Source organism: Bradyrhizobium sp. OK095, assembly GCF_900109945.1.
Classification (GTDB): Bacteria; Pseudomonadota; Alphaproteobacteria; order Rhizobiales; family Xanthobacteraceae; genus Bradyrhizobium.
The window spans coordinates 322,000-347,837 of the sequence record NZ_FOBX01000007.1 but is presented as its reverse complement, the minus strand read 5'-3'; the positions used below and the strand labels follow the sequence as shown (position 1 = coordinate 347,837).

The 25,838-nt window shown below is 63.1% G+C and carries 25 protein-coding genes and 1 pseudogene; 19 read left to right on the top strand and 7 right to left on the bottom strand.

What is annotated here, in order from left to right:
• The first annotated feature begins 209 nt into the window (after positions 1-209).
• Genes BMW89_RS20615 through BMW89_RS20595 form a run of 5 tightly spaced genes read left to right on the top strand, consistent with a single transcriptional unit; the run spans position 210 to position 5,614 of the window.
• Positions 210-1,799 carry an ABC transporter substrate-binding protein gene (locus BMW89_RS20615; RefSeq protein ID WP_092028815.1) on the top strand — a complete coding sequence of 530 codons (1,590 nt, stop codon included), beginning with the start codon at positions 210-212 and terminating at the stop codon, positions 1,797-1,799.
• Between the two features lie 60 nt (positions 1,800-1,859).
• A complete protein-coding gene (locus BMW89_RS20610; RefSeq protein WP_092028814.1) occupies positions 1,860-2,783 on the top strand; it encodes an ABC transporter permease in 924 nt (307 codons plus the stop codon).
• Complete coding sequence (locus tag BMW89_RS20605) at positions 2,780-3,601, top strand: ABC transporter permease (RefSeq protein ID WP_092028813.1); 822 nt, start codon at positions 2,780-2,782, stop codon at positions 3,599-3,601. The genes BMW89_RS20610 and BMW89_RS20605 overlap by 4 nt, the downstream gene beginning before the upstream one ends.
• Complete coding sequence (locus tag BMW89_RS20600; protein WP_092028812.1) at positions 3,598-4,578, top strand: ABC transporter ATP-binding protein; 981 nt, start codon at positions 3,598-3,600, stop codon at positions 4,576-4,578. The genes BMW89_RS20605 and BMW89_RS20600 overlap by 4 nt, the downstream gene beginning before the upstream one ends.
• On the top strand, positions 4,571-5,614 hold the full coding sequence (locus BMW89_RS20595; protein ID WP_092028811.1) for an ABC transporter ATP-binding protein: 1,044 nt from the start codon (positions 4,571-4,573) through the stop codon (positions 5,612-5,614). Before BMW89_RS20600 ends, BMW89_RS20595 begins: the two co-directional genes overlap by 8 nt.
• A gap of 348 nt (positions 5,615-5,962) precedes the next feature.
• On the opposite strand, the pseudogene BMW89_RS38270 reads toward BMW89_RS20595, so the two are convergent.
• Positions 5,963-6,148 (bottom strand): annotated as a pseudogene (locus tag BMW89_RS38270) (glutathione-dependent disulfide-bond oxidoreductase); the annotation flags it as partial.
• 212 nt (positions 6,149-6,360) lie between these two features.
• Here BMW89_RS38270 and BMW89_RS20585 point away from each other — a divergent pair.
• The 4 genes from BMW89_RS20585 to BMW89_RS20575 all read left to right on the top strand — a co-directional run bounded on the left by BMW89_RS20585 (position 6,361) and on the right by BMW89_RS20575 (position 9,524).
• Positions 6,361-6,948, top strand: a complete 588-nt coding sequence (locus BMW89_RS20585) for a bifunctional transcriptional activator/DNA repair enzyme AdaA (protein WP_092028810.1) — start codon at positions 6,361-6,363, stop codon at positions 6,946-6,948.
• Between the two features lie 183 nt (positions 6,949-7,131).
• Positions 7,132-7,266, top strand: coding sequence for a hypothetical protein (locus BMW89_RS38570; protein WP_283805329.1), 135 nt, complete (start codon positions 7,132-7,134; stop codon positions 7,264-7,266).
• Positions 7,267-7,269: 3 nt separating this feature from the next.
• Positions 7,270-8,190, top strand: coding sequence for a 2-dehydropantoate 2-reductase (gene panE / locus BMW89_RS20580; protein WP_092028809.1), 921 nt, complete (start codon positions 7,270-7,272; stop codon positions 8,188-8,190).
• Between the two features lie 83 nt (positions 8,191-8,273).
• Entirely contained in the window at positions 8,274-9,524 is a 1,251-nt protein-coding gene (locus BMW89_RS20575) for an MFS transporter (RefSeq protein WP_092028808.1), read from the top strand.
• A gap of 179 nt (positions 9,525-9,703) precedes the next feature.
• Here BMW89_RS20575 and BMW89_RS20570 read toward each other — a convergent pair whose 3' ends face one another.
• Both BMW89_RS20570 and BMW89_RS20565 read right to left on the bottom strand, forming a co-directional pair.
• Complete coding sequence (locus tag BMW89_RS20570; protein ID WP_092028807.1) at positions 9,704-9,919, bottom strand: hypothetical protein; 216 nt, start codon at positions 9,917-9,919, stop codon at positions 9,704-9,706.
• Positions 9,920-10,383: 464 nt separating this feature from the next.
• Positions 10,384-11,010 (bottom strand): LysR family transcriptional regulator, encoded by a 627-nt coding sequence (locus BMW89_RS20565; protein ID WP_092028940.1) that lies wholly within the window; start codon positions 11,008-11,010, stop codon positions 10,384-10,386.
• A 128-nt stretch (positions 11,011-11,138) separates the two neighbouring features.
• On the opposite strand from BMW89_RS20565, the gene BMW89_RS20560 reads away from it, so the two are divergent.
• Together BMW89_RS20560 and BMW89_RS20555 are read left to right on the top strand one after the other, a co-directional pair.
• Positions 11,139-11,531 carry a RidA family protein gene (locus BMW89_RS20560; RefSeq protein ID WP_177196202.1) on the top strand — a complete coding sequence of 131 codons (393 nt, stop codon included), beginning with the start codon at positions 11,139-11,141 and terminating at the stop codon, positions 11,529-11,531.
• A gap of 36 nt (positions 11,532-11,567) precedes the next feature.
• Positions 11,568-12,257, top strand: coding sequence for an L-2-amino-thiazoline-4-carboxylic acid hydrolase (locus BMW89_RS20555; RefSeq protein ID WP_092028805.1), 690 nt, complete (start codon positions 11,568-11,570; stop codon positions 12,255-12,257).
• Between the two features lie 251 nt (positions 12,258-12,508).
• Here BMW89_RS20555 and BMW89_RS20550 read toward each other — a convergent pair whose 3' ends face one another.
• From BMW89_RS20550 to BMW89_RS20535, 4 genes are all read right to left on the bottom strand, one after another.
• The gene (locus BMW89_RS20550; RefSeq protein WP_092028804.1) at positions 12,509-13,534 is read right to left on the bottom strand and encodes an ABC transporter permease; all 1,026 of its coding nucleotides are present in this window, start codon (positions 13,532-13,534) and stop codon (positions 12,509-12,511) included.
• An 11-nt stretch (positions 13,535-13,545) separates the two neighbouring features.
• Entirely contained in the window at positions 13,546-15,048 is a 1,503-nt protein-coding gene (locus BMW89_RS20545; protein ID WP_092028803.1) for a sugar ABC transporter ATP-binding protein, read from the bottom strand.
• Positions 15,049-15,054: 6 nt separating this feature from the next.
• Positions 15,055-16,077, bottom strand: coding sequence for a sugar ABC transporter substrate-binding protein (locus tag BMW89_RS20540; protein WP_092028802.1), 1,023 nt, complete (start codon positions 16,075-16,077; stop codon positions 15,055-15,057).
• A gap of 144 nt (positions 16,078-16,221) precedes the next feature.
• On the bottom strand, positions 16,222-16,626 hold the full coding sequence (locus tag BMW89_RS20535) for a globin (RefSeq protein ID WP_177196201.1): 405 nt from the start codon (positions 16,624-16,626) through the stop codon (positions 16,222-16,224).
• Between the two features lie 482 nt (positions 16,627-17,108).
• Here BMW89_RS20535 and BMW89_RS20530 point away from each other — a divergent pair, with 482 nt between their 5' ends.
• The 8 genes from BMW89_RS20530 (at position 17,109) to proS (ending at position 25,830) form a co-directional block, all read left to right on the top strand.
• Positions 17,109-17,483 carry a DUF2946 family protein gene (locus tag BMW89_RS20530; RefSeq protein WP_177196200.1) on the top strand — a complete coding sequence of 125 codons (375 nt, stop codon included), beginning with the start codon at positions 17,109-17,111 and terminating at the stop codon, positions 17,481-17,483.
• Positions 17,484-17,568: 85 nt separating this feature from the next.
• Complete coding sequence (locus tag BMW89_RS20525) at positions 17,569-19,968, top strand: TonB-dependent receptor family protein (protein ID WP_092028799.1); 2,400 nt, start codon at positions 17,569-17,571, stop codon at positions 19,966-19,968.
• A 26-nt stretch (positions 19,969-19,994) separates the two neighbouring features.
• Complete coding sequence (locus tag BMW89_RS20520) at positions 19,995-21,206, top strand: sialidase family protein (RefSeq protein WP_092028798.1); 1,212 nt, start codon at positions 19,995-19,997, stop codon at positions 21,204-21,206.
• Positions 21,203-21,700, top strand: a complete 498-nt coding sequence (locus BMW89_RS20515; RefSeq protein WP_092028797.1) for a TlpA family protein disulfide reductase — start codon at positions 21,203-21,205, stop codon at positions 21,698-21,700. The genes BMW89_RS20520 and BMW89_RS20515 overlap by 4 nt, the downstream gene beginning before the upstream one ends.
• 28 nt (positions 21,701-21,728) lie before the next feature.
• Entirely contained in the window at positions 21,729-22,250 is a 522-nt protein-coding gene (locus BMW89_RS20510; protein WP_092028796.1) for a copper chaperone PCu(A)C, read from the top strand.
• A 32-nt stretch (positions 22,251-22,282) separates the two neighbouring features.
• Positions 22,283-22,801: a YcnI family protein gene (locus tag BMW89_RS20505; RefSeq protein WP_092028939.1), complete on the top strand. Its 519-nt coding sequence runs from the start codon at positions 22,283-22,285 to the stop codon at positions 22,799-22,801.
• Positions 22,801-24,363 carry a copper resistance CopC/CopD family protein gene (locus BMW89_RS20500; protein ID WP_092028795.1) on the top strand — a complete coding sequence of 521 codons (1,563 nt, stop codon included), beginning with the start codon at positions 22,801-22,803 and terminating at the stop codon, positions 24,361-24,363. The genes BMW89_RS20505 and BMW89_RS20500 overlap by 1 nt, the downstream gene beginning before the upstream one ends.
• Before the next feature lie 147 nt (positions 24,364-24,510).
• Complete coding sequence (proS, locus tag BMW89_RS20495) at positions 24,511-25,830, top strand: proline--tRNA ligase (protein ID WP_092028794.1); 1,320 nt, start codon at positions 24,511-24,513, stop codon at positions 25,828-25,830.
• The last annotated feature ends 8 nt before the right edge of the window (positions 25,831-25,838 follow it).

Sequence of the window (25,838 nt, the reverse complement as noted above, 5' to 3'; positions counted from 1 at the left end):
TGGTCGCATCGATCACGAAAAATGTTCACTGGTCGTCTCGATCCATGACGCACCGCGTCAATCGTCGGCTTGCATCGCCGCAGCATGCAACCTCACCCACGAGGTCGCTGCCTCAGGAACCGGCATCAATTGCCACCAAAACGAAGCTTGCTTTCGACAGGCGACGAATGGTCAACTCCCTGATCGGAATACGCGTTGCCGGAGGGCCTATGATGTTGAGAAGAGTGGCGATCGCCGCTGGTTTGGGACTGGCGCTCGTCGCCACGGCGCAGGCCGAGACGCCGCGCAAGGGCGGAACCATCCGCATGACCGCGCCCTACGGCTCGAGTTTCACCAGCCTGGACATTCACACCACACAGCGCGCCCAGGACGAAATCTACGCCAAGGCCCTGCATCGCTCGCTCTACATCTGGAATTCCGCGGAAGGCAAACCGGTTCTGGAACTGGCCAAGGAGGACGTCGTCTCGGGCGGAGGTCTGGTTCACACCTTCAAGCTGCGCGACGACGCCTATTTCCACAACGGCCGCAAGATGACGGCCGACGACGTCATCTGGTCCTACAACCGCATCATGGACGGCACCAAGGCCTATCCCGGCGCGCGCTACGTTCGCGTCATCGAGGGCGCGGCCGCAGTCGAGAAGGGGCAGGCCAAGGAGATATCCGGCCTGAAGAAGATCGACGACTTCACCATCGAGATGAAGCTGACCGAGAAAGTCGATCCCGGCTTCTATTTCTTCACCGCTTTGACGTCGATTTATCCTGCGGACGAAGCCGCCAAGGAAAGTTTCATCCAGAAGCCGATCGGTCTCGGACCGTTCAAATTCGTCGAGCATGTGCCGGGATCGCGCATCGTCCTGGAGCGCTGGGACCGGTTCTACAAGCCCGGCAAGCCCTATGCCGACAAGGTCATCGTATCGGTCATGGGCGAGGCCGCGGCCCGCGATGTCGCCTTCCGCAACAAGGAGATCGACACCTCGGTGCTCGGGCCTGCGCAGTACGTCGCCTATCAGAACGACGCTGATCTCAAGGGCACCGTCGTCGAGGTCGCCGAGGTCTTCACACGTTACATGGGTATGAATACCGCGTTCAAGCCGTTCGCCGACAAGCGCGTCCGGCAGGCCATCAACTACGCGATCGATACCGATCTGATCATCAACAAGCTGGTCAAGGGCAAGGCCTATCGCGCCACCAGCTGGCTGCCGCTGACCTCGCCCGCCTACGACAAGGCCATGAAGCCCTACGCCTACGATCCGGCCAAGGCCAAGCAGCTGCTCGCGGAGGCCGGCTATCCCCAAGGCTTCGAATTCGAATGGACCACCAGCCAGAATGAGAGCTGGGGCCTGCCGATCGTCTCGGCCGTGATCCCGATGCTGGACAAGGTCGGCATCAAGGCGAAGGTCAAGCAGGTCGAGACCGCGGTGCTGGCGGAGGTGGTGCGCAGCGGCGACTACCAGGCCTTCATCTATTCCCAGGCGACCGGCCCGGATCCCCAGGCCGCGCTCAAATGCTTCCACTCGTCGACGCCGCAGCCGGCCTGCAACTACATGAAATTCAGCAATGCCGAGTTCGACAAGCTGATTGACGAGGCAGGGCAGGCCGACGACGTCGCAAAGCGCACCCAGCTGCTGCAAAAGGCCAATGCGCTGCTCTATGAGGAGGCTCCGGTCTGGTTCTTCAACTACAACAAGGCGGTCATGGCCGTGCAGCCGTGGCTCCATGGCGTTCAGCTGAACCCGACGGAGCTGACCCACCAGAACGTCGAAGACCTCTGGGTCGACGAGACCTCGCCCGCGAAGTGACACGCGCTCTCGCGCTCCCTCCATCGCGATGAACGATGGAGGGAGCGAGGAAAAGTTGAGATGCTCTCCTTTCTGATCCGTCGTCTCCTGCAAACCATTCCGACCGTGCTCGCCGTCGTGCTGCTGGTCTTCGTGCTGTTCAGCGTCGTTCCCGGCAGCATCGTCTCCTCCATGAGCGACGACAGCGATCCGCAGATCGAGCTGCGCATGAAGAAGCAGCTCGGCCTCGACCAGCCCGTCTATGTGCGGTTCGGCGCCTACATCGCCAAGCTCGCCACAGGTGATTTCGGGACCTCGTTCCGCACGCGCGAGCCTGTGACGACCATGATCGCCAAACGGATGTGGCCGACGCTGCAGCTCATCTTCGCCGCCATGGCGTTTTCCGTCGTGATCGGCGTACCGCTTGGCTTCATCGCAGCGCTGAAACCCGGCGGCATCGTCGACACGCTGGCCATGGTCGTGGCTGTGTCCGGCCTTTCCATTGCAAAGTTCTGGCTCGGGCTGGTGCTGATGTATCTGTTTGCGTTGAAGCTCGGCTGGCTGCCGAGTTTCGGCTATGGCGACGGGGGTTTGAAATATCTGATCCTGCCGGCCGTGACGCTCGGCGTCTCGCCGATGGCGCTGTTCGCCCGGACGACGCGCGCTGCTGTCCTCGAGATCATGACCGCTGATTTCGTCCGTACCGCGCGCTCCAAGGGCATGAGCGAGACAAGGGTGGTGAAGTGGCATGTGATGCGCAATGCGCTCGTCATCATTCTCACCACCGTTGGCCTGCAGTTCGGCGCACTGATGGGGCAGGCGGTCGTGGTCGAAAAACTGTTCTCGTGGCCGGGAATCGGCTCGCTGCTCGTGGACAGCGTCCTGCAGCGCGACATTCCCGCTGTCCAGGGCTCCATTCTCGTGGTGGTGCTGGCCTTTCTCGCGATCAATCTGCTGATCGATTTGCTCTACGGGGTGATCGATCCCAGGATCAGATACGCATGAAGCTCCGCGCCAATCTCATCATCGGTGGCGCGTTGTTCGCGCTTGCGATCCTGGTCGGTCTGCTGGCGCCCCGGCTGGCGCACACCGATCCCGTCCTGGACGCGAACCTGCTGAATGCGGAAGAGCCTCCGAGCTGGACCTGGTGGTTCGGCACCGACGACCAGGGCCGCGACATCTATTCGCGCGTCGTCTATGGCGCACGGATCTCGCTGACGGTCGGCATCGTCTCGCAGCTGATCAACAGCGTCATCGGCGTGGCACTGGGCCTCAGCGCCGGCTATTGGGGCGGCTGGTGGGACGATGTCGTCAACGGGTTGACCAATCTCATGCTCGCGATCCCCTCGCTGATCTTCGCGCTTGCGATCATGGCGGTGCTGGGACCCGGCCTGACCAGCCTGCTGATCGCACTCGGGCTGACCAACTGGTCCTTCACGTGCCGGATCGCGCGAGCCTCGGCGTTGTCGCTGAGGAGCCAGGGCTACGTGCAGGCGGCAACCGTGCTCGGCTACGGCGATCTCCGCATCATGATCACGCAGCTGTTGCCGAACATGCTCGGACCCATCATCGTCATCGGTACGCTGGGCATGGGCAGTGCGGTCTTGTCGGAAGCGGCGTTGTCGTTCCTCGGCCTCGGCGTTCGCCCGCCGTTTCCAAGCTGGGGCAGCATGTTGTCGGACGCCCGCGACCAGATCACCACGGCGCCGTGGCTCTCGGTTTTTCCGGGCCTTGCCATTTTCCTCACGGTGCTCGGCCTCAATCTGCTCGGCGACGGCCTGCGCGACATTCTCGATCCGCAGTCGCGGAGCCGGCGGTCATGACAGGCGTGCCGCTGATCGAAGTCGAGGATTTGCGCATCGATCTCGACGATGGATCGCGACGTGTCGCGGCGGCCGAGGGCATTTCATTCCGCATCGATCGTGGCGAGACCTTCGGCCTGGTCGGCGAATCCGGCTGCGGCAAGAGCATCACGGCGCTCGCTCTGATTGGCCTGTTGCGGCAGCCCTTGTCGATCGGCAGCGGCGTCATCCGGTTTGAGGGGCGGGAGATCCAGCACCTTTCGGCGGCCAAACAGCGCGAGCTGCGCGGCAATCGCATCGCCATGATTTTTCAGGAGCCGATGACGGCGCTGAACCCGGTCTCGCCGGTGGGCCGGCAGATCGCCGAGATGTTCGTGCTGCACATGGGCAAGAGCTGGCGTGAGGCCAATCAACTCGCGGTTGAGGCGCTGGCGAGCGTCCGCGTTCCCGCGCCCGAGCGGCGCGTGAAGGATTACCCGCACCAGCTGTCCGGCGGGATGCGCCAGCGCGTGATGATCGCCATTGCGCTGGCATGCGGTCCGGATCTCCTGATCGCGGACGAGCCGACCACCGCGCTCGATGTCACCGTGCAGGCTGAAATCATCGAGCTGATGCGGAATCTGTGCGCCGAGCGGGGCACTGCGATCCTGATGATCAGCCACGATCTCGGCTTGGTCGCAAACGTCTGCCGCCGCGTTGCCGTCATGTATGCCGGCCGCATCGTCGAGGAGCGCGGCTCGGCCGATGTTTTTCGCGCACCGGCGCATCCCTATACGCAGGGCCTGGTGGCCTCGCTGCCACGGTTGGGCAGTCGCGCTGCGCTTGGCAGGACCAGGCTCAAGGAGATCGCGGGCGTCGTCCCGGCGATCACGGCTTTCCCCGATGGCTGCAGATTCAATCCGCGTTGCGCGCAGGCGACTGATATTTGCCGCGCCACCGCGCCGGCAACGGATCTGCTGGCGGCTGGCGGTCTGGTGAGGTGCCATCACCATGCATGAGCCCAAGCACAAATCGGGTGAGGGGAGGCCAGATGACGATCTCATCCTCAGCGTCGAGGATCTCGCAGTTCATTTTCCGATGGGCGGCGGCTGGCTCGGCCGCGACCGGCGGCTGCTCCGTGCGGTTGACGGCGTCGATCTCACCCTGAAGCGCGGCGAATGCCTTGGCCTCGTCGGCGAGTCCGGCTCCGGCAAATCGACGGTCGCGCTGTCGATCCTTGGCCTGCTGGCGCCGACGCGCGGCCGCATCGTGGTGGACGGGCAGGTCGTGACGAACAGGCCCTCCGGTGAGCGCAAGGCGCTGGCCCGCATTGTGCAGATGGTATTTCAGGATCCCTACGCCTCGCTCAATCCGCGCCAGACCGTTCGCCGCACGCTGGAAGATCCCTTGCGCGTGCACGGCGTGACCGCAAAAAGCGAGATCGAGGACCGCGTCGCGACCATGTTGCGGCATGTCGGCCTGCGGCCCGAACAGGCGGGCCGCTACCCGCATGAATTCTCGGGCGGCCAGCGCCAGCGCATCGGCATTGCCCGCGCGCTGATCCTCAATCCCAAAATCGTCATCTGCGACGAGCCCGTCTCTGCGCTCGATGTCTCGATCCGCGCCCAGATCATCAATCTGCTGCTGGAATTGAAGGACACCCTCGGCCTCTCCTACATCATGATCAGCCACGACCTCGGCGTCGTCGAGCACATGAGCGACCGGGTCGCCGTGATGTATCTCGGCCGCATCGTCGAGAACGGCGACTGGCGCGAAATTTTTGAGCGGCCGGCGCACCCCTATACGCAGGCGCTGATCGCCGCGATTCCCGATCCGCTGCGCCATGCGCCGCTGGCGACGACAGGGGGCGATCTTCCCAATCCGCTCAATCCGCCGAATGGCTGCGCGTTCAGCCCGCGCTGTCGTTATGCGGAAGACGTGTGCCGCCACGAGCCGGGGCCGGTGCTGGAGACGCGGGCCGATGGGCACGCGGTGAGGTGTTGGCGGGCTGAGGAGATCGGTGCAGCGAGCGTCGCTCTATCACCGTCACCCTGAGGTGGCCGCTTCTTCAGCGGCCCTCGAAGGGCGACGGCCGCGATGATCTCGTGACGACATTACTGTCGAGTTGATCGAGGACGCACGAGCGCGCTCTCGGAGAGCCGCTGCCGGCGCGGGTGGATGATGCTTGAGACGTCGGCGTCAAACGATACCGCGAGTGTAACCCAAGGTTGCCTGTGAATCGTATCTAGTGCGAGAGCATGCAGGCTTCTCGGAGATTTTGCTGAATTCAGGCGTGAAGCGTTCCTAAATCCAAGAGCATCTCGCTCCGATAGGAGGTCCGCATGAAGTTGGGTGTGAAAGTCGAAAAGACTTTCCGAAGAACATTCGTGATCGAGACAATGCGAGCAACATCGTGACCTTCATGCCGTTCCAAGTGTCCTGGCTGTACAGTTGCAGCGGATGTTTGCCTTTCGGCAGGTCCCGTTCGAACGTCGCTCCGGCGCTCGGGCGGTTGATGGATTCGAAGACGCCGCCATTCGGCTTGAGATGCGTCTGCACCTTCGGCGGAGCGTCGTCGTTTGTGCTCATCGACCTCTCCATGTTGGCAGAAGGGCGTGTCGCTCACAGACTAGGCCGAACTCGACGCGGCATGCTTCGGCCGAGACCGAACTATCTGCCTAGCGATACCTATATGCTGACGGAAGGAGACCTGGAGGGCACAGTCCGCGGACATCAGGCGCAAAGGCGGCCGTCTTCTCGTAAATCACCTTTCCCACGACGAGAACAAGGATCAATGACTTATGCGCCCTCCGGAGCCCCTGTCGTTCGACTTTGCGGAATGTGATCGGGCGCGCATAGCGCGAGACGCGGCCTATGACGGGCTCTTCTATACCGCCGTTCGTACCACGGGCATCTACTGCCGTCCGGTCTGTCCGGCGCGCCCCCGGTCGGCTAACGTTTCGTTCTTCCCGTCGGCCGCTGCGGCGGAGACGGCTGGCTTCCGCCCTTGCTTGCGCTGCCGGCCCGAAACCGCTCCGTTTTCCAACGCCTGGATCGGCAGCCGGACGACCGTCGAGCGGGCGCTACGGCTCATCCTCGAAGAGCGAGCACTCGATCAGGAGGGAGTCACTGTCGAGCGCCTGGCCTACCGCCTCGGCATGGGATCAAGGCAGCTGACGCGACTATTCGCGCGCTATCTCGAGGCTAGTCCTTCAGAAGTGGCAAGGACCGCACGTGTCCAGCGAGCTAAACGCCTGCTCAACGAGACCAGCCTGCCGATGACCGAGATCGCAATGCAGGCAGGATTCGGGAGCCTGCGACGCTTCAACTCCGCCTTTGCTGAAGTCTACGGCAGATCGCCAAGCGAGATTCGTCGCAAGCGGCGCTAACCACGAGAGCGATAATATTCGCCGCCTCTCCCCGACCAGGCTCCCTTTCGGGGATGGAGTCCGGTTTTGGCCAGCAACGGCCGTTTGGACCCAATACATCTGATCGCGAGCACTCAGGACGGTGATCCGCCCGCCATGAGACGGGTTGGGACCTAACGTCAGCCGATTTGCGGGAGACTGAGATTGCAGCAGCACCGAAACATCAAGGTCGGCGGCGCGACGCCCGAATGCATCCTTGAGGGATCCGGCATTCCGGTCGTGTTGCTCGCGAATGCCGGCTGCAGCACCGGCTATTTTAGCAACAACAAGAGGAATTGAGAGATGCGCGTTCTCATCGTTGGCGCGGGGGCCATTGGCGGATACTTCGGCGGCAGGATGCTGCAAGCCGGTCGCGACATCACCTTTCTGGTGCGGCCGCGCCGTGCCTCGGAGCTTGCCGCCGTAGGCCTCGTGATCAAAAGCCCGAACGGCGATGTCACGCTGAAGAATCCGCCTGTCGTCCAGGCCGACACCATCAAGGACAAGTTTGACGCGGTGCTGTTGAGCTGCAAGGCTTACGACCTCGACGACGCGGTCAAGTCGTTCGCGCCGGCGGTAGGCGAGAGGACCGCGATCATCCCGCTGCTCAACGGTATGCGTCATCTGGACGTTCTCGACAAAAAAATTGGTGCGAGCCACGTGCTCGGAGGGCTCTGCCTGACTGCGATGACACTGAACGAGAAGCGCGAAGTGGTCCAGCTGGGCCCGGTGCAATCGCTTGGTTTCGGCGAGCGCGACGGCAAAATGTCAGACCGGGTTCGCGCCATCGCGGACGTCGTCAGAAGCTGCAATTTCGACGGCGCGGCGAGCGAAACCGTCCTGGAGGACATGTGGGAGAAATGGGTTTTCCTCGCGTCGAACGCGGCCTCGACCAGCTTGATGCGCGCCCCGATCGGCATGATCTTGGCGGCGCCCGGCGGTAAGGACTTCCTGCTTGGCATTCTCGACGAATGCAGGGCGGTCGCGACCGCCGGGGGCTATCCGCCCCGCGCGCCTGCGCTGGAACGCGCGACAGGGATGTTGACCACGGAAGGCTCGACGCTCACCGCATCGATTTTCCGCGACATCAAGGCAGGCCAACCGATCGAAGCCGATCATGTGATTGGCGACCTGATTGCGCGCGCTGACACCGCAAAAGTTCCGGTGCCGCGGCTGCGCACGGCCTATACGCATCTGAAGGCTTACGAACAAACGCGCAGCTGATCGCGCGTGCGCGACCCGTGGGATGCAGGTGCTGCGCCTCATCGCCCGGCCGGCAATTTGGCATCATAAGAATCGGGTCAATCATGGCGTGCAGTTCAGCATCGGAAGCAGTGCCGGCACGTTTTGCCGGCTGGTCGGTCGCCTGGGTTGCGTTCGTGGTCGCCGTTTTTGCCTGGGGCGTCGGCTTCCATGGCCTCGGGGTATTACTTCACAGCTTGCACGAGACGAAGGGCTGGTCGATTGCGGTGATCTCGGCCGCAATCACGACGCACTTCTTCGGCGGGGCAGCGATCATTGTTTTTCTGCCGGAAGTGCACCGCGCTTTTGGTTTGGCGGCCACCACGATTTGTGGCGCCGCCTTCACGGCGGTGGGCGTCGTCGCCTGGTCGATGGCGATTGCACCGTGGCAGCTCTTCATTGCGGCCCTGATCTCCGGTTGCGGATGGGCCGTAACGAGTGGTGCGGCAATAAACGCCATGGTTGCTCCTTGGTTCGATCGAGATCGCCCGAAGGCGATCAGCCTTGCTTTCAATGGAGCGAGTGTCGCAGGTATCGTGTTTCCGCCGCTTCTGGTGCAGCTGATTGCGAGCATCGGCCTTCAGGCGACTGCGATATTGGTCGCCATTGCTGTCCTGTTGGTTGTCGGGTCTCTGGCTCATTTCTACCTCCGAAAAGTGCCGGCGGATCTCGGTCTCACGGCCGATGGCGGCCTACCGTTACCGCCACGAAGTGAGCCAGACCCGGTCCAACGTCTTTCGCGCAGCTCGTTGATCAGAACCAGGGAATTTCAGACATTGACTGCCGCCTTTGCGCTCGCGCTCTTTGCGCAAGTCGGTCTGCTGTCTCATCTCCTCACGCGGGTTTCGCCCGTATTTGGTGCCAGTGGCGCAGCGCTCGCCGTGAGCCTGACAACAATCTCCGCAGTTGCCGGACGGACGCTGCTCGGCTGGCTCATCGGAGATCATGATCGCCGGATCGCAGCTTGCGGGAATTTCCTCGTCCAGAGCGTCGGAGTCGGTTTCATTTGCATCTCGGATACGCCGAGCGCGGTGCTGGTCGGTTGCGCGCTATTCGGTCTCGGCGTCGGAAACGTCGTTTCGTTTCCAGCGTTGATTGCCCAAAAGGAGTTCCGATCACCCGATGTCGGAACAGTCGTCGCGCTTGTGGTAGCGATCAATCAAGCCGTATTCGCTCTAGCACCGGCCATCCTCGGTACTATCCGGGACATCACTGCAAGTTATACGGTGCCCTTTGCCATTGGCATCGCCGCGCAAATCATGGCTAGCTTCATTGTGCTATTCGGTCGCCGCACTAGGGCTGCGGACGAGTCGTAAAGCCGCGCGCGTTCCCAATTCTATTCGTGGCAAGCCATTCGCTCGTCGCACTTTATGGGTTCACGGCCTAAGGCCGCTGATCGTATTAGCTGCGTTTCTTGAGCGCGAGGATAAGCCAGCGGGCTGCGAGTGAGATGGTGTGGGCCGGCTGGATGAGGTCGCTATATCCGCCGAGCCCGTCAAAGGATCGATAGCCCGCTCGCGGTGATCCATCCCAATATCCCAGAGATCGAGGCGGCAACCAGCGAAGACTGCTTGATGAGCGCAGCGGCGCCCGTGGCGACCGCGTAGATAATAACCGTGGTGATCGTGGCGACCACAATGAGCAGCTGAAACACTCCGACTCGGAGGAGGATTTCGTCGACCGCGTCGCGTTTTATCGTTTGTCGCAACATGGCAATCTCGCACTCTCCAGGAGGCTCCCGGTTAACCCATGCGCCTAGCACTGCCCGGTGAGCGACTGCGTGTCAGGCTCCACGCTCTTGAGGTAGGCCACCCGACCAGCGACACGCACACGATCTTTGATCGCGAACAATAACTGCTATCGATGAATCAATGGTGAGAGGCTCTCCGCGATGACAGCCTGGATTGCTTCGCTACGCTCGCAATGACAGAACTAAATTGCGTACTCGGTCACATCCCCGTCACCCTGAGTTGGCCGCTTCTTCAGCGGCTCTCGAAGGGCGACGGCCCGGCTGCATCTCGGCCGTTCATCCTTCGAGGCTCCGCAGGCGATGCGTTCGCATCGCCTGCCTCGCACCTCCAGCGACAACCGCTTCGCGGTTGCGCGGGGATGACGGTTAGAAGCGTCGTCACGTCCGGGCTTTAGCCGCCGAATTCTGACTGCCTCACGGCCGCCTCAACTCCCGACGCCGCCGACCAGACGCGGGCGGCGGTTGGCGAGCGAGGTCTCGGCCGGCAGGGCGCGCAGCCAGTCGCGGAAGCTGACGATTTCGGGGCAATCCGAGGTGCCTTCAGGCGCAATGAGCCAATCGCCCAAGCCTGATCCCTTATCGACCCGGTCGCAGCGATAGCCCGGATGGTGGCCGAGCCCCCGGGCGATCAGCAAGTCGACCTTGCCTTCCACCAGCTCGTGCAGGCCGGCCGGCTGCAACACCCGCAGGCCGATCTCCGCATGCGCGCCCCGAAACGCCGCCAGATCGAGCCGACGCAAATCGAAGCTGCCATGGGCCCCCAGTTGCAGCAGCACCGTACCTGACGGTCTCAATTGCGAGGTTGCATCCGCGATGCAACGAAAGCCATCGGATATCCCGGGCAGGTAGGCCTGACCCGCCGCGGTCAGGATGAGTTGCTTATGCAGCCGCTCGAATAGCTGCACGCCGAGGCGCGCTTCCAGCGCTTTCACCTGCTGCCCGACGGCGGCGGGGGTCACGTGCAGCTCGTGCGCGGCGAGCTTGAAGCTGAGATGCCGCGCGGCGGCCTCAAAGGCGCGGAGCGCGTTGAGCGGGGGAAGGGCGTAGGTCATCGCACCGTAGTTTGACACCGATGGGCCGCGGCCTTGCAATAGATTTTCTTGCGCTGAACCGCAGGAATGATGCTTTGCGCCGGGACGCCGCCGCCGGATACGGTCGGCCCGCAATCCGGAGACACCTCATGCCCCCAGCTCACATCGTCAGCCACAATCCCTCAACGGTCCACCCGCCCGCCGGCGGCTACTGCATGGGACTTGAAGTGAAGGAGCATCGCCGCCTGCTGTTCATCAGCGGCCAGGTGCCCGAAAATCCCGACGGCACCGTACCTGAGGGCTTCGAGGCACAATGCGAGCAGGCCTGGCGCAACGTCAAGAACGTGCTCGCTGCCGCCGGCCTTGGCGTCGGGCATCTGGTCAAGGTGACCACGTTCCTGACCGACCGCAATCAGCTCGTGGCCAACCGCACCATTCGCCGCGCGATGCTCGGGGACCACGAGCCTGCGCTGACGGTCGTGGTCGTCGAGACCGTCGACAGTAAATGTTTGCTGGAGATCGAGGCGATCGCCGCGGAGTGAAGCTGGCGTCTTTGAGTCAATCATATCAGGTGTCCAATGGCTGAGATCATTCATTCGTTCTACGAGGCGCATCGCGGCGCAATGGAGGCCGCCATGCGCGAGCGGCTCGACATTGCCGAGGCGATGCTGCGTGAGCGCGCGCATCTGTCGGATATCGACGGCATCAGGCAGGAGGTGATGGACGAATTCGAGATCATCCTCATCCAGATGCCCTATGTCGGCGGCGCGACAAGTCGCATGAGCGATTTCTTCATGCGTCTGACAGGGTTTATGGCCATCAGCCGGGTGCTGGGGCGCCACGGCGTGCCGGTGCCCGTGATCGGCGAGATCGAGCGGGAGACCTACAAGGCGCAATTGCTGGCCGCGCCTGAAGCGGAGCGTCTCGCCGCGGGGCGTCAATTCATGTCGACGGAGAACCGGACTTTGATGCGCGAACAGGCGGCAACAAGCGTTACTGAAAGCCATCAGAAAGAGTTTCCGGAAGACTTCGTGTACGATTTCGTCGAGCCCGGTCCGGGCGACAGCTTCGAGTTCGGCATCGACTACAAGGCCTGCGGCTTCTGCAAGCTCGCGGCGCGCCATGGCGACAAGGACATCCTGCCGAACATCTGCGGGCTGGATTTCGACGCCTATGCCACGCGAGGCATTCGCCTGCAGCGGACACAAACGTTGGCGGGCGGTGCCAGCCACTGCAATTTCCGCTTCTCGCGGTTGGCGGCGGATTAGAACCGTTCCCCTGAGGTGGCCGCTTCTTCAACTGCCCTCGAAGGGTGGCGGCCGGCTGCGCTAGCAATGACGGGGGCAGGCACCGCCTTTCGGAGCAGTCGCCATGATGCCATCATGCTCCTGTTTTGCCCGACGTGTCAAATGGAATTCGAAAAATCAGCAATTTCGCGACGTCGCCCTCAAGCCGTTGATTTCGCTGGTCCGGGCTACTGTGCATGGGGTTGTTTTCGCGTTTCCGTTTTGAGGACCGTCTACTCCGCCGCTTTTTCCCTCAGCCGCTGGGCGTAGACGTTGATGATCAGCGCCGCCAGCAGGATCAGGCCGCGGATCAGGATTTTTAAAAAACTGTCGATGTTGACGTGGTCGAGGCCGTTGTTGAGGACGCCGAGCACGAACAGGCCGACGATGGTGTTGCCGATGCCGCCGCGGCCGCCGAACAGGCTGGTGCCGCCGACGACGACGGCGGCGATGGAGTCGAGCAGATAGGTGTCGAACTCGTTCTGCTGCGCGCTGCCGAAATGGGCGACGCCGAGCATGCCGCCGATGCCGGAGCAGACCGCCGAGATCACCATGACGCTGCCTAAGATGAGCTTGACGTTGAGGCCGGAATATTCGGCCGCCTCGCGGTTGCCGCCGACCATGTAGACGTAGCGGCCGAAGCGCGTGTAGGTCAGCACCAGATGGCCGCCGAGCAGCATGATGGCGGCGACGATGACGATCCAGGGGATGCCGCCGATCGAACCGGAGCCGAGCGTCGTGATCATGTCAGGCACCTTGTAGGCAATCTGGCCGCGTACCAGCAGCGCGGAGATGCCGGCCGCGATCTGCATCATCGCCAAGGTCATGATGAAGGAGGGGATGCCGATTACGGTCAGCCCGAGCGCGTTGACGAGGCCGAGAGCCGCGCACAGCAGGATCGCCAGCAGGAACGCAGCTGCACCGGGGAGGGGAATGTTGGGAATGTTGACGTAGGATTCCTGCAGCGTGAAATAGGCGACGGCGATGCCGGTGACGTTGGCGATGCTGGCGACCGAGAGGTCGATCTCGGCGCAGAGGATCACGAAGGTGAGGCCGACCGCGATGATGCCCGTCACCGACACTTGCGTCAGGATGTTGCCGAGATTGTCGAGCGTCGCGAAGGAGGGGCTGGCGAGGGCGAAGAAGCCGGAGAGAAAGATCAAGGTCAGGAACGGCGCGATGTTGCGCATCTGCGAACGCAGGAACGGCGCAAGGCCTCGCGCCCGCTGCCCCGCCGCCAAAGCCGTCTCACTGCTCATGTGCTTCTCCGTCACGCCGCTTCCAGCAGGCGGTCCTTGCTGACCGGCTCGTTCTTGAATTCCCGCACCACTGCACCGCGCTTGAGCACGAGGATGCGGTCGGCCAGCGACAGCACCGTTTCCGGCTCGGTCGACAGCACGATGATGGCGAGCCCCTTGGCGCGGAGGTCGCGAATGATGTTGATGACGTCGTTCTTGGCGCCGACATCCATGCCGCGGGTCGGCTCGCACAGCACCAGCAGCTTTGGCGGATAGGTCAGCCATTTTGCCAGCGCGACCTTCTGCTGGTTGCCGCCGGAGAGCATGCCGAGGTCGAGGCCGACCACCGGCGGCCTGATCTGAAGCTGCTCGACCTGGCGCTGGGCAATGTCGCGCTCCTGCGTCGGCTTGAGCAGCAGCGACGAGATGCGATCCAAAATGCTGATCGAGATGTTCTTGTACACCGGCTCCTGGTGGAACAGCATGGCGCGCCGGCTCTCCGGCACCAGCGCCACGCCCGCGCGTCTCGCCGCCGCCGTGCTCGCAAAAGTTCTTGCCCTGCCTTCGACGGCAAGCGTGCCGCCATCCGGCTTCAGCTTGCCGAACAGGATGCGCGACAGCTCCTGCTGGCCGCAGCCCATGAAACCGTAGATGCCGAGCACCTCACCGGCGCGTGCCTCGAAGGAGACGTCCTTCAGGCTGCGCGCCAGTGAGAGCTGATCGACCTTCAGAATGACCGAACCGTCCGCGGGCCGCGGCAGCATCAGATCGTCGCTATAGCTGTGCTCGAGCGCTTCGCCGCCGCGACCGATCATGGCCTCGATCAATGCGCCCTTGCTGGTTGCGGCGCTTGCTGTTTCCGCGACCTTCCGCCCGTTGCGGAACACGGTCACCGTGTCGGACACGCGCAGGATGTCCTCGATGAAATGCGAGATGAAGACGATGGCCGTGCCTTGCTCACGCAGCCGCCGGAGCGTTGCGAACAGGCGCTCGACCTCGGGCGGGGAGAGGGCGGAGGTCGGCTCGTCCAGGATGACGATGCGCGCGCCGGAGAACAGCACGCGCGCGATCTCGATCAGCTGCTGCAATCCGATCGGGAGGTCGCCGAGCCGTGACATCGGATCGACGTCGATGCCGAAGCGGGCGAGCTGCTCGCCGGCCTCGCGCGCCATGCGTCGCCATTGCACGAGGCCGAGGGCGTTGGTCGGCTGGTTGCCGAGGAACACGTTCTCGGCGACCGTGAGATCGGGCGCCACAGACAGCTCCTGATGCACCATGGCGATCCCAGCCGCATGCGCATCGCGCGCCGAGCGGAAATGCGTCTCCTGGCCGTCGATCAGGAAGCGTCCTGAGAATTCGGTATGCACGCCAGCGATGATCTTCATCAGCGTGCTTTTTCCCGCGCCGTTCTCGCCGACGAGACCGTGGATCTCGCCGGGGGAAAGCGCGAAGTCGACACCACGAAGCGCTTCGACGCCGCCAAAACTCTTCGTGATGCCCTGCAGTTCCAGGATGGGCGAACGATCCTCGCGCATGGAGGCTCAGATCAGGAAGTGATCCTGCATCCACTGCATCCCCGCGGCGTTGGCCTTGGTCACGACCGGGCCGTCGGTGACGACGTTCTTCGGGATGCCCTGTCCACTCTTCTCGCCGCCGACCACGGCCGAGACGCCGGCGATGATCGCGCCGCCATGGATGCGGCAGGACGGATTGCGCACGGTCGCAAACATCCGGCCTTCGCTCACCGCCTGGATCGCCGGCGGCATGGCGTCGACACCGCCGATCAGGATGTTGGTGCGGCCCCGCGCCTTCATGATGTTGGCGGCGGCGAGCGCCATGTCGTCATTGTGGAAGAACGCCGCGTCGATCTGCGGATATTTTGTCAGATAGGTTTCCCAGAGGCGGGCGGTCTTCGACACGTCCCAGTCGGCCGGCTGGGTGTCGAGCACCTCGATCGCCGGGAATTGCTTGACGACGTTGTTGAAGCCTTTGGCGCGGCCTTGCGCGCCGGTGTGGCCGAGGGCGCCTTGCGTCATGATGATCTTGCCCTTGCCGCCCATGGCGTTGCACAGCGCCTGCGTCACCGAGGCGCCCATGAACTCATTGTCCGGGGCGAGGAAGGAGTGGACGTTGAGCTGGTCGAGCGGCGCAATCAGCGTGTCCATGTCGATCACGGGCGTGCCGGCGTCGATCATCTTCTGCACGGGTTGGGTGAGGGTGCCAATGCCGAACGCCTGGATCGCGACAAAGTCCCATTTCTGCGAGGCCATGTTGTCGATCGCCGCGCGCTGCTTCACCGCATCGAGCTGGCCGTCGAACCAGGTCACTTCGACGTTGAACAGCTTGCCCCAGAATTCCGCGGCCTGCTTGCCCTGCGCGCACCAGGTCGCCTGAAGGCCTGCGTTGGAGAACGCCGCCTTCAGCGGCTTCTCGCTGCGTCCGACTTCGGCGGCCAATGCCGGGTTTATGCCCATGCTGCCGAAGAGGGCAGCCCCGGCGCCGGCGGCCGCTGCCGCCTGAAGAAGATCGCGCCTCGTCGTCGAGAAATCTTTCGTCCCGGACATCGCTCGCTCCCATGTCTTTTATCTCGGCGCGTCATTGCTTGCGCGACCGATGTCGGAAAGTGTCTCACAATCGAAGAGTTCACGCCACCCAATCTGCAATCGCGTTGCGTTTCGCCGAGGGGCGCGTTGGTGCAGCGCGAAGCGTTACGCTGCGATGCCGGCGAAGGTGTCGATCTCGATGAGCAATGTATCCCAGGCCTGCGCGATGTCCGGCGACCATTCATCACCGAGCAGCTCGCGCAGCGAATCCCTGATCACGGCGAAGAAGGCGATGAACAGCTCGCGCGGCGTGCCATAGGCATCATGCGACAACACTTCGCAGGCGATCAGCCGGAAATGCCCGCGACGCTCGCCCGCGAAATCGAGAATCGCCTCGATCGTCAGCGCAAGCATCGAGCCCTTCACGAGCTCGCTGCCTTGCGAACGGAACATCGTCTGTGTTTCCGGATGCTGTTCGAACAGCCGTTGGTAAACGAGCGGCGTGATATCCGCGCAGCGCGCGGCCGCAAGTTCGAAGCTCTCTTCGATTGGATTAGATGAATCGCTCATCAGCATCGATGCCACGCAGACAAAAAAAGAGCGGGGCCCTAGCCCCGCTCGAAAATTGTGTCGACCCTATTATCCCCGATTCTAAGATTTGCTCTTGATTGACGGGGCGACGCTGCGTTCAGCGCGCCAGGGGCTCCTCCCGAGACTTGGACCACCAGACTTCGACCTCGCGGTTCAGCCTGAGCAAGGGGGATGCTAGATCAACTTTTCTCACTTGTCATCATTTTCGGCAACGATTGTTCAAAATAAGAGCAGCGAACGAAATGATCGGGCTGTTTACCAGGTAAACATATGACAAATATAAGAAATCTGTGGACGAGACAGGGTTGCCGGACTGCCTCAAATGCCGGACGTCCCCTCAAGTGGAGCGACCGGACCACAGTTTTCGAGAAATTTGCGCTGGGCCAAGAAGCCAGCGGAACCGACCTCGACTCAGGACCGGGCGAGGTGTTTAGTTAGCGCACGAACGAATGGTTCGGTGGATGCGCGCACGGCTGCAAAAATTCCTACCTCTGGTCCTGCTCGCTTTGGCGATGCAGGTGCTGGCGCCGATTGCCGCCTGTCTGGCGGCCAGCCAGGCTGTGGCCGATCCGCTGTCCGCCCCCGTCATCTGCCACAGCGCGAGCGAGCAGGGTGGTCTGAACGATCACACCGGCACACCGACCGCGCATACCGGTGCCTGTGCGCTGTGCTGTCTGGCGCAGGCGGCTGCCTCGCTCGATTCGCCGCCGCAGCTTGCGCTCGCCATTCCCTTCCGCCACGCCGAACGCGTGGTGTGGCATCAGGCGGATGCCTCGACTGTTTCCGCCCCTAAGGGCTCAAACGCCCAGGCGCGCGCGCCTCCACACATTTCCTGACGACCCCCACTGTCGTCGCGGCCCGCCCGCCGGCGATTGATGCTGTCGCATAGCCGGAGAGAAAGCCCGGCGTCAGGAATGCCCCATGTTGAATTATCATGCCCGCCGTGGTGTGAGCCTCGTTGCCGTTCAGGCCGCGCTGCTTGCGACGTCGAGCGGAGTCTTCGCTCAAAGCAGCAATACCGTGCTTCCCGCGGTGACCGTTGAGGCGCCGCAGGCCGCCCGTGCCAAACCTGTAACCCGGTCTCCGCGCCAGCGATCCGCTTCGACGGGCCGAGCGGCGAGGCCCGTTGTGCCGAACGCGAGCGCCAGCGCGCCGGCCCAGAACAGGGGCATTGCCGCTGGCGCAGCGCGAGACGGTCTCAATCAGGCACCGGCCGGCCAGACCGCGACGACCATCGACCGCAGCCAGTTCGAAAACCGGCCCTCGTTTTCGGTCAGTGACGTCCTGCGGGACAGCCCGGGCATTTCGATCAAGCAGGGGAACGGCCCGCGCGATTTCGGCATCTCGATTCGCGGATCCAACGCCCGGAACGGCTTTGGTATCCGAAATCTCGTGATCTTCGACGACGGCTTTCCAGTGACGCAGCCGGACGGCCTGTCACGCAGCGACCTGATCGATCCCCACGCCTATGGTGCGATCGACGTCGTCCGCGGCCCTTCTTCGGCGCTCTACGGCAATTACGCGACCGGCGGCGCGCTCAATTTCCGGACGCGGCCGGGCGGCACAATCGACGGCGTCGAATATGGCGTCGACGGCGGCAGCTACGGCTATCTCAACAACTATCTTGCGGCCGGCAAGAAGGTCGGCAATTTCGAGGGTTCGCTGTTCGCAAGCGACACGCGGGGCGACGGCTATATCGGCAACAGCTGGTTCAATACGCAGACCGTCAACTTCCTCGGCACGCTCAAGGCGACGCCCGATGACCGCTTCACGGTCAAGATCATCAACAACGACCTCAGCGCGCGGCTGCCGATTCGGCAGTCGCTGAACCAGTATTATCAAAATCCCTTCCAGCAGGGTTGCGCGACGGGCGTCTCGGCCGCAGCCGGATGCGGCACGGTCACGCTGAACAACAACGGCTTCAACACGACCGCCGGAACCGACAAGGAAACGGCCGTGCAGGCCGGGCTCGGCCGCAACGACCGCCGGACCATCGTCGGCGGCCGATGGGAGCACGATTTCGACAACACCACGACCTGGCGAAACCAATTCGTCTTCGATGACCGGAGCATCAGCCAGCCGACCGGCACGACCAGCGCGATCGGAGATTTTCCCTCGTACAATTTCATGAGCGACGTCACCAAGCGGGGCGAGATTCTCGGCATGGAGTCGACTGCGTTCTTCGGTGCCTTCTACAACACGCTGACGGCGTCGAGCGACACGCGAAACGTGATGCCGGGAGGCAACGCGACGCTCGGCAGACTGTCGAGCAATCTCTACAGCGAAACGACCAATTATGGCGTTCGTGCCAGGGAGGAGCTGAGGCTCACGTCGGCGCTGACGGCGGTTGCCGGCATCGGCTGGGAGACGACCCTCCTGAAGGGCATCAACACGGCATATGCGTATGCTGGCCCAACCGGCATCACCACGACGGCGCTCACGACAGGGGACCGTCAGTTTCAAAATGCTGCACCAGAGCTGGCGCTGCTCTACAATCTCAACAATGAGTGGCTGTTCCGCGGGCGGGTCGCCACGGGGTACGGCACGCCGCAGGTTTCGAATCTCTTCGTCCTTCCGACGGGATTGTCGGGCAACAACACCCAGCTCCAGACTCAGAAAAATCTTGGGTACGATCTCGGTTTTGACTGGACGCCGAACAACACGCTCAAGCTCAGCGCGACCGGCTTTTACGAGTTCTTCCGCAACGAGATCGTCAGCCAGGCGACACCGATCACCGGCATATCCTACACGTTCAATGCACCGCGATCGGAGCATCGCGGCATCGAGCTCGCCGCCAACTGGAAGTTCTATCCGGGCTGGCGGCTCATGGCGGCGTACACCTATCTCGACGAGGTCTACACTGAGTATGTCGAGAACATCACCAATGTTTCGGTGTTCGGCTTCAATCGGGCCGGCAACAAGATCCCCGGCATCTCGCCGAACGAGCTGACGGCCCGGGTTGGTTATGACGAATTTGCCGGGCCTCTGGCAGGCCTCGGAAGCTTCGTCGAGGTCCAGTGGAAGGACTCCTTCTACATGGACAATGCAAATCTGCTGAAGGCGCCGGGTTATGAGCTGGTTAATGTGAACGTCCACTACAAGACCGATCTGGTGTCCGACACGTTCAGATCCCTGAACCTGTTTCTCGAAGTCAGGAACGTGTTCGACCGCACCTACGTCGCGTCGGCAAATAACATCGCCAATACGGTGACGGCGGCGGGTCTTCAAAATCCCGCGAGCGTGCTCGCAAACACGACGGGATCGATCTATGCGGGCTCGCCGCGCTTGTTCGTTGCGGGTATGAAAGTGGCATTCAAATGATCCGGGCTCGCGAAGGGAATAGGGCCATGGTCCGAATTGGCTTGCTCGGGATAGTTGCTCTCGCGCTCTTGCCGGGCACGGCGCTGGCGCAGATGCACGGTCAGCATGCATCCGAAGCGGCCTGCGAAGAGCCGACGCTGCGCCGCGCAACCAAGGTGACGCCTGCCTTCGGTCCGGACGGAACGTTGTGGCTGGTCTGGATGGCGGGCGGGCAGGTCTCGGTTGCGAGCTCGCAGGATGCGGGGCGCAGTTTCTCGGCTCCCATCCAGGTCACGGCGAAGCGGCTGAATCTTGATTGGGGGCCGGATGCCCGGCCGAAGATCGTCGTTGATCGCAAGGGCGGCATTGCCCTCGCATTCTCGATCTTCAGGGACGAGGCGTTTAACGGACAGGTGCTCTACTCGCGATCCGGCGATGGCGGGAAGAGCTTTGCGGAGCTGAAGGCCATCACCGCAAACAACGAGAGCCAGCGGTTCGAGGCGCTGGCGCTCGATCAGGACGGAACGATTTTTGCGGCCTGGCTCGACAAGCGCAATCGTGTTCCCGCGAAAGAGGCGGGACAGAAGTACGAGGGCGCAGGGCTGTTCTTTGCCTCGTCGCGCGATGGCGGTGCCACCTACACAGAGGCGGGTCTCGCGCGCGACAACACTTGCGAATGCTGCCGGTTGGGGCTGACATTCGTGGCGCCCGGGCGGGCGGCCGTGATCTTCAGGAACATTTTCGACGGCGGCGTGCGCGATCACGCGGTCATGACCTTCACCGACGTCGCGACGCCGGGCGAAGTCCATCGGGTCAGCAACGACGACTGGCAGATCAATGCCTGCCCGCACCATGGGCCGAGCCTCACCGTTGCGCCGAACGGGACCTATCACGTCGCCTGGTACACGAACGGCAAGGCGCGGAAGGGATTGTTCTACGCACACTCGCGCGACGAGGGCCGTACCTTCTCTGCGCCCATGCTGCTTGGGCAGCCGGGCCGCAACCCGACGCGCCCCTACGTGCTCGCGGGCGTGGCGGGAACAGTGATGGTCTGGAAGGAGTTCGATGGCGAGAAAACCTCGGTCCAGATGACCATCTCCCGCGACGATGGCGAGACCTGGTCGCCGCCGAAGACGATATCGAGCACGACTGACACATCCGACCACCCTTTGCTCGTTTCCAATGGCCGGCAGACCTACCTGTCGTGGATGACGAAAGCGGATGGCTATCGGCTGACAGCAATCGAGGACCAGCCATGAGACGTCGATTTGCCGGCATTGTGGGCCTCGGTATCCTGATCGCATCGGTGACTATGCTCGGCGCTGCGCCGGCCCTGAAACCGTTTGAGCGCGGTACCTGGCAAAGCGTGCTTAAGGGCCATGCGGGGCGTCCGACGCTGGTGCATTTCTGGGGGGTGACCTGCGGGCCATGCAAGGTCGAGCTGCCGCTGCTCGGGCAGTTTGCGAAGGATCATCCCGGGATTGACGTGATCACGATCAGCGCCGATCTCGTGCCGAACCTTCCGGCTGCGACGCAATCGATGCTTGATAAAGCGGGGTTGTCGTCGACCGAGAACTTCATCTTCAGCGACGGCTTTGTGGAGCGTTTGCGGTTCGAGATCGATCCCGCCTGGCAGGGCGACATTCCCCGTACCATGCTCATCTCGCGGGACGGGACCATCACGACGATCGAAGGCTCGGCCGAGATCGCCGATCTCGAAAAATGGTCGGGCCAACAGCTCGCCACACACTGAAATTCAATCTGCAACGGGGAAGACCGATATGAAGAAAATGTTGAAAGATACAATGTTCGCGGCGTTCGCTCTCGCGCTCTGCGCGGCACCGGCGGCGGCCGACGACATCAAGGCCGGCGATCTCGTCATCTCGCAGGCGTGGAGCCGGGCGACGCCGGGTGGGGCCAAGGTCGCGGGCGGCTATCTGACCATCGAGAACAAGGGGACGGCGGCGGACAAGTTGGTCAGCGTGTCCGCCGATATCGCGGGAAAGGCCGAGGTCCATGAGATGACGATGGACAATGGCGTGATGAAGATGCGCCCGCTCGACAAAGGGCTCGTGATCGATCCCGGCAAGACGGTGAAGCTTGCGCCCGGTGGCTATCATTTGATGCTCCAGGAACTGAAGGGCGCGTTCAAGGAAGGCGAGAAGGTGCCGGTCATGCTCGAGTTCGAAAAGGCCGGCAAGGTCGCTGTCTCTCTTGATGTCCAGGGCGTCGGCGCGCAGGCGCCAGGTGGCGGCGGCATGATGATGAAAAAAATGCCGGATCATTCGGGAATGAAGATGTGATGAAGCCGATCTGGGCTTTCAGGAGGTCAATCATGTCGAAGCGATCCTGCCTGATGCTGATTGCCGCGCTTGCCGCTTCGCCCGCGGCGGCGCACGTCTTTCTGGAGGGCAAGCAGGCGACGGTCGGCGCGTCCTACAAGGCCGTGTTCGCCGTGCCGCACGGCTGCGCCGGCTCGCCTACGGTGAAGATCCGCGTGCAGATCCCGGAGGGGGTGATCGCGGTGAAGCCGATGCCGAAGGCGGGCTGGAGCGTCGATGTGGTCGAGGGCAAATATGCCGCTGAGTACGATTATCACGGCAACAAGCTCTCCTCCGGCGTCAAGGAGGTGGCGTGGTCCGGCGGCAAGCTGCCGGACAAGAACTATGACGAGTTCGTCATGCACACGGTGCTGACCGATGCGCTCAAGCCGAACACGACGCTTTATTTTCCCGTCGTCCAGGAATGTGAGACCGGCGTCAGCCGCTGGATCGAGATTCCGGCGGAAGGGGCAGGGCATTCGCATGAGGGCAAGTCGCCGGCCCCCGGCGTGAAGCTGTTGCCAAAGCCCTGATGCGCCTGCTTGCCGCGCTCGCGACGCTGCTCCTCGTTATCGGCTTTGCGACCGGCGCCTCGGCGCATGCGGCGCTTGTCTCGGTCGAGCCGGCGAGCGGCAGCATGCTCGCAAGCGCGCCGAAGGCCGTGGAGCTGCGTTTCAACGAGACGGTGACGCCGGGCGCAATTGTGCTGATTGATGGCGCGGGCAGGGCGCGGGACGATGCGCGGGTCAACGCAGCGGGCGAGACAATCTCGGTTGTGATGCCGCCGGATCTGCCGCAGGGAACGGCGGTGGTCAGCTATCGCGTGATCTCTGGGGACGGCCACCCGGTCTCGGGCTCGGTGATCTTCTCGGTCGGCATGCCGACCGCAACAAAGCCTCCGGTCATGGCGGATGGAGGGTTGAACGCGCTGATCTGGCTGGCGCGGATCGGTCTCTACCTCGGCCTGTTCGTCGGAATCGGCGGGGTGTTCTTTGCGCGCTGGATCGCCTGGTCGATGACCGGGATGACCGTTCCGCGCTTGGCGCTCGCCATCGGAATTCCGGGTGCTATAGCGTCCCTTGGCGTGCTGGGCCTCGATCTCCTCGGGCTGCCGCCAGCGGCGCTCGCGACGATAGCCCCCTGGAAGGTCGCGTTCGCGACCAGCGCCGGGCCCGCGCTACTGGTTGCCATCGCAGCGATGCTGCTCGCGTTGGTGGCGCTGCGCAGCGCATGGTATGCGCGCGCGCTTGCGATGGTCGCGTTCGTCGGCGTCGGTCTGTCGCTCGCCATGACCGGGCATGCTGCAACGGCCCCGCCGGAGGCCTTGACGCGGCCGGCGATCTTTCTCCACGGCCTCGGCGTCACCATCTGGATCGGCGCCCTCGCGCCACTGGTCGCGCTGGTGTCGAAACCGACGAGCGCGACGCTCCCCGTCGTGAACCGCTTTTCCCGCATCGCCGCGCTGGCGGTCGGCGTGCTGGCCTTGACCGGCCTTGCACTTGCGATCGTCCAGCTCGAAAGGCCGGCAGCGCTGGTCGAGACCCGATATGGATTCATCCTCTCGATCAAGCTTGTCTTGGTCACGGGATTGCTGGCGCTCGCCGCGCTCAATCGGTTCCGGCTGACGCCGGCCCTGGCCCGCGACGAGAATGCGAAGCCCGCGCTGAAGCGCTCGATCCTGCTGGAAGGTGCGATTGCACTCGCCATCCTTGCCGTCGTCGCCGGCTGGCGCTTCACGCCGCCGCCGCGGACGATCGTTCCCGAAACGCCGCTGGCGATCCACATCCACACCGACAAGGCGATGTTCCAGGTGCTGGTCTCGCCGGGCAAGGCGGGCGTCGATGACTTCGTGCTCCAACTCATGACCGGCGATGCGGCGCCGCTTTCGGCCAAGGAGGTGACGCTCGCCCTGAGCCTGCCCGAGCGCGGCATCGAGCCGATCGAGCTGGGCGCCTCGCTCGGGCCTGATGGCTACTGGCATGTGCGCAAGGTCGAGTTGCCCTTCGCCGGCCGCTGGCATCTGCGGATCGATGCGCTGGTCACGGATTTCGAGAAGATCACGCTCGAGGACGAGCTTGAGGTGGCCCCGCCTTAAGGCGTGCAGCATTCAAGTCGAACCTGAAGGCAACGGAAAAATGACAGGAATTTCGCTGTGTTAGCGGCTTTTCCTCATTCCCGGTCTTGTGTTTTTGCTCTCAATCCGCTTTCACTGCTGGCCATCACTGATTCCTCGAGTATTGCCATGCGGTTGTCGCGGTTCTTTCTGCCCATCTTGAAGGAAAATCCGAAAGAGGCGGAGATCGTCTCGCATCGGCTGATGCTGCGGGCCGGCATGATCCGGCAGGAAGCGGCCGGCATCTATGCCTGGCTGCCGCTCGGCTTTCGAGTGCTCAAGAAGATCGAGCAGATTGTGCGCGAGGAGCAGGACCGCGCCGGAGCGCTGGAACTGTTGATGCCGACGCTCCAGCTCGCCGATCTCTGGCGCGAGAGCGGCCGCTATGACGCCTATGGTCCGGAGATGCTCCGCATCGCCGACCGCCACAAGCGCGAGCTGTTGTACGGGCCGACCAACGAGGAAATGATCACCGAGATCTTTCGCGCCTACGTGAAGTCCTACAAGAGCCTGCCGCTCAATCTCTATCATATCCAATGGAAATTCCGCGACGAGCAGCGTCCACGTTTCGGCGTGATGCGCGGCCGCGAGTTTCTGATGAAGGACGCCTACTCGTTCGACCTCAACGAGGCGGCGGCGCGCGTCGCCTACAACAAGATGTTCGTCGCATATCTGCGCACCTTCGCGCGGATGGGGCTGAAGGCGATCCCGATGCGCGCCGAGACCGGCCCGATCGGCGGCGATCTCAGCCATGAGTTCATCGTGCTCGCCGAAACCGGGGAATCCGGCGTGTTCATCAATCGCGACGTGCTGGATCTGCCGGTGCCGGGCGAGGACGTCGATTATGAGGGCGACCTGACGCCGATCATCAAGCAGTGGACTTCGGTCTATGCTGCCACCGAGGACGTCCACGACGCCGCGCGGTTCGAGCAGGAAGTGCCCGAAGACAAGCGGGTGAACACCCGCGGCATCGAGGTCGGCCAGATCTTCTATTTCGGCACGAAATATTCCGACGCCATGAAGGCGCTGGTGGCCGGCCCCGACGGCGTCGACGTGCCGATCCATGGCGGCTCCTACGGCGTCGGCGTCTCCCGTCTTCTCGGGGCCATCATCGAGGCCTGCCATGACGATGCCGGCATCAAATGGCCGGAGGCCGTGGCCCCGTTCCGCGTGTCGATCCTCAATCTCAAGCAGGGCGATGCCGCGGTCGATACGGCCTGCGAAAAGCTCTATGCCGAGCTCGCCGCCAAGGGCGTCGACGTGCTCTATGACGATACCGACCAGCGCGCCGGTGCCAAATTCGCCGCCGCGGACCTGATCGGCATCCCCTGGCAGATCATGATCGGCCCGAAGGGCCTCGCCGACGGCAAGGTCGAGCTGAAGCGGCGAGCCGACGGCTCACGCGAATCGATGTCGCCTGCGGACGTGGTTGCGCGCCTGATCGGCTGAATAGTGTT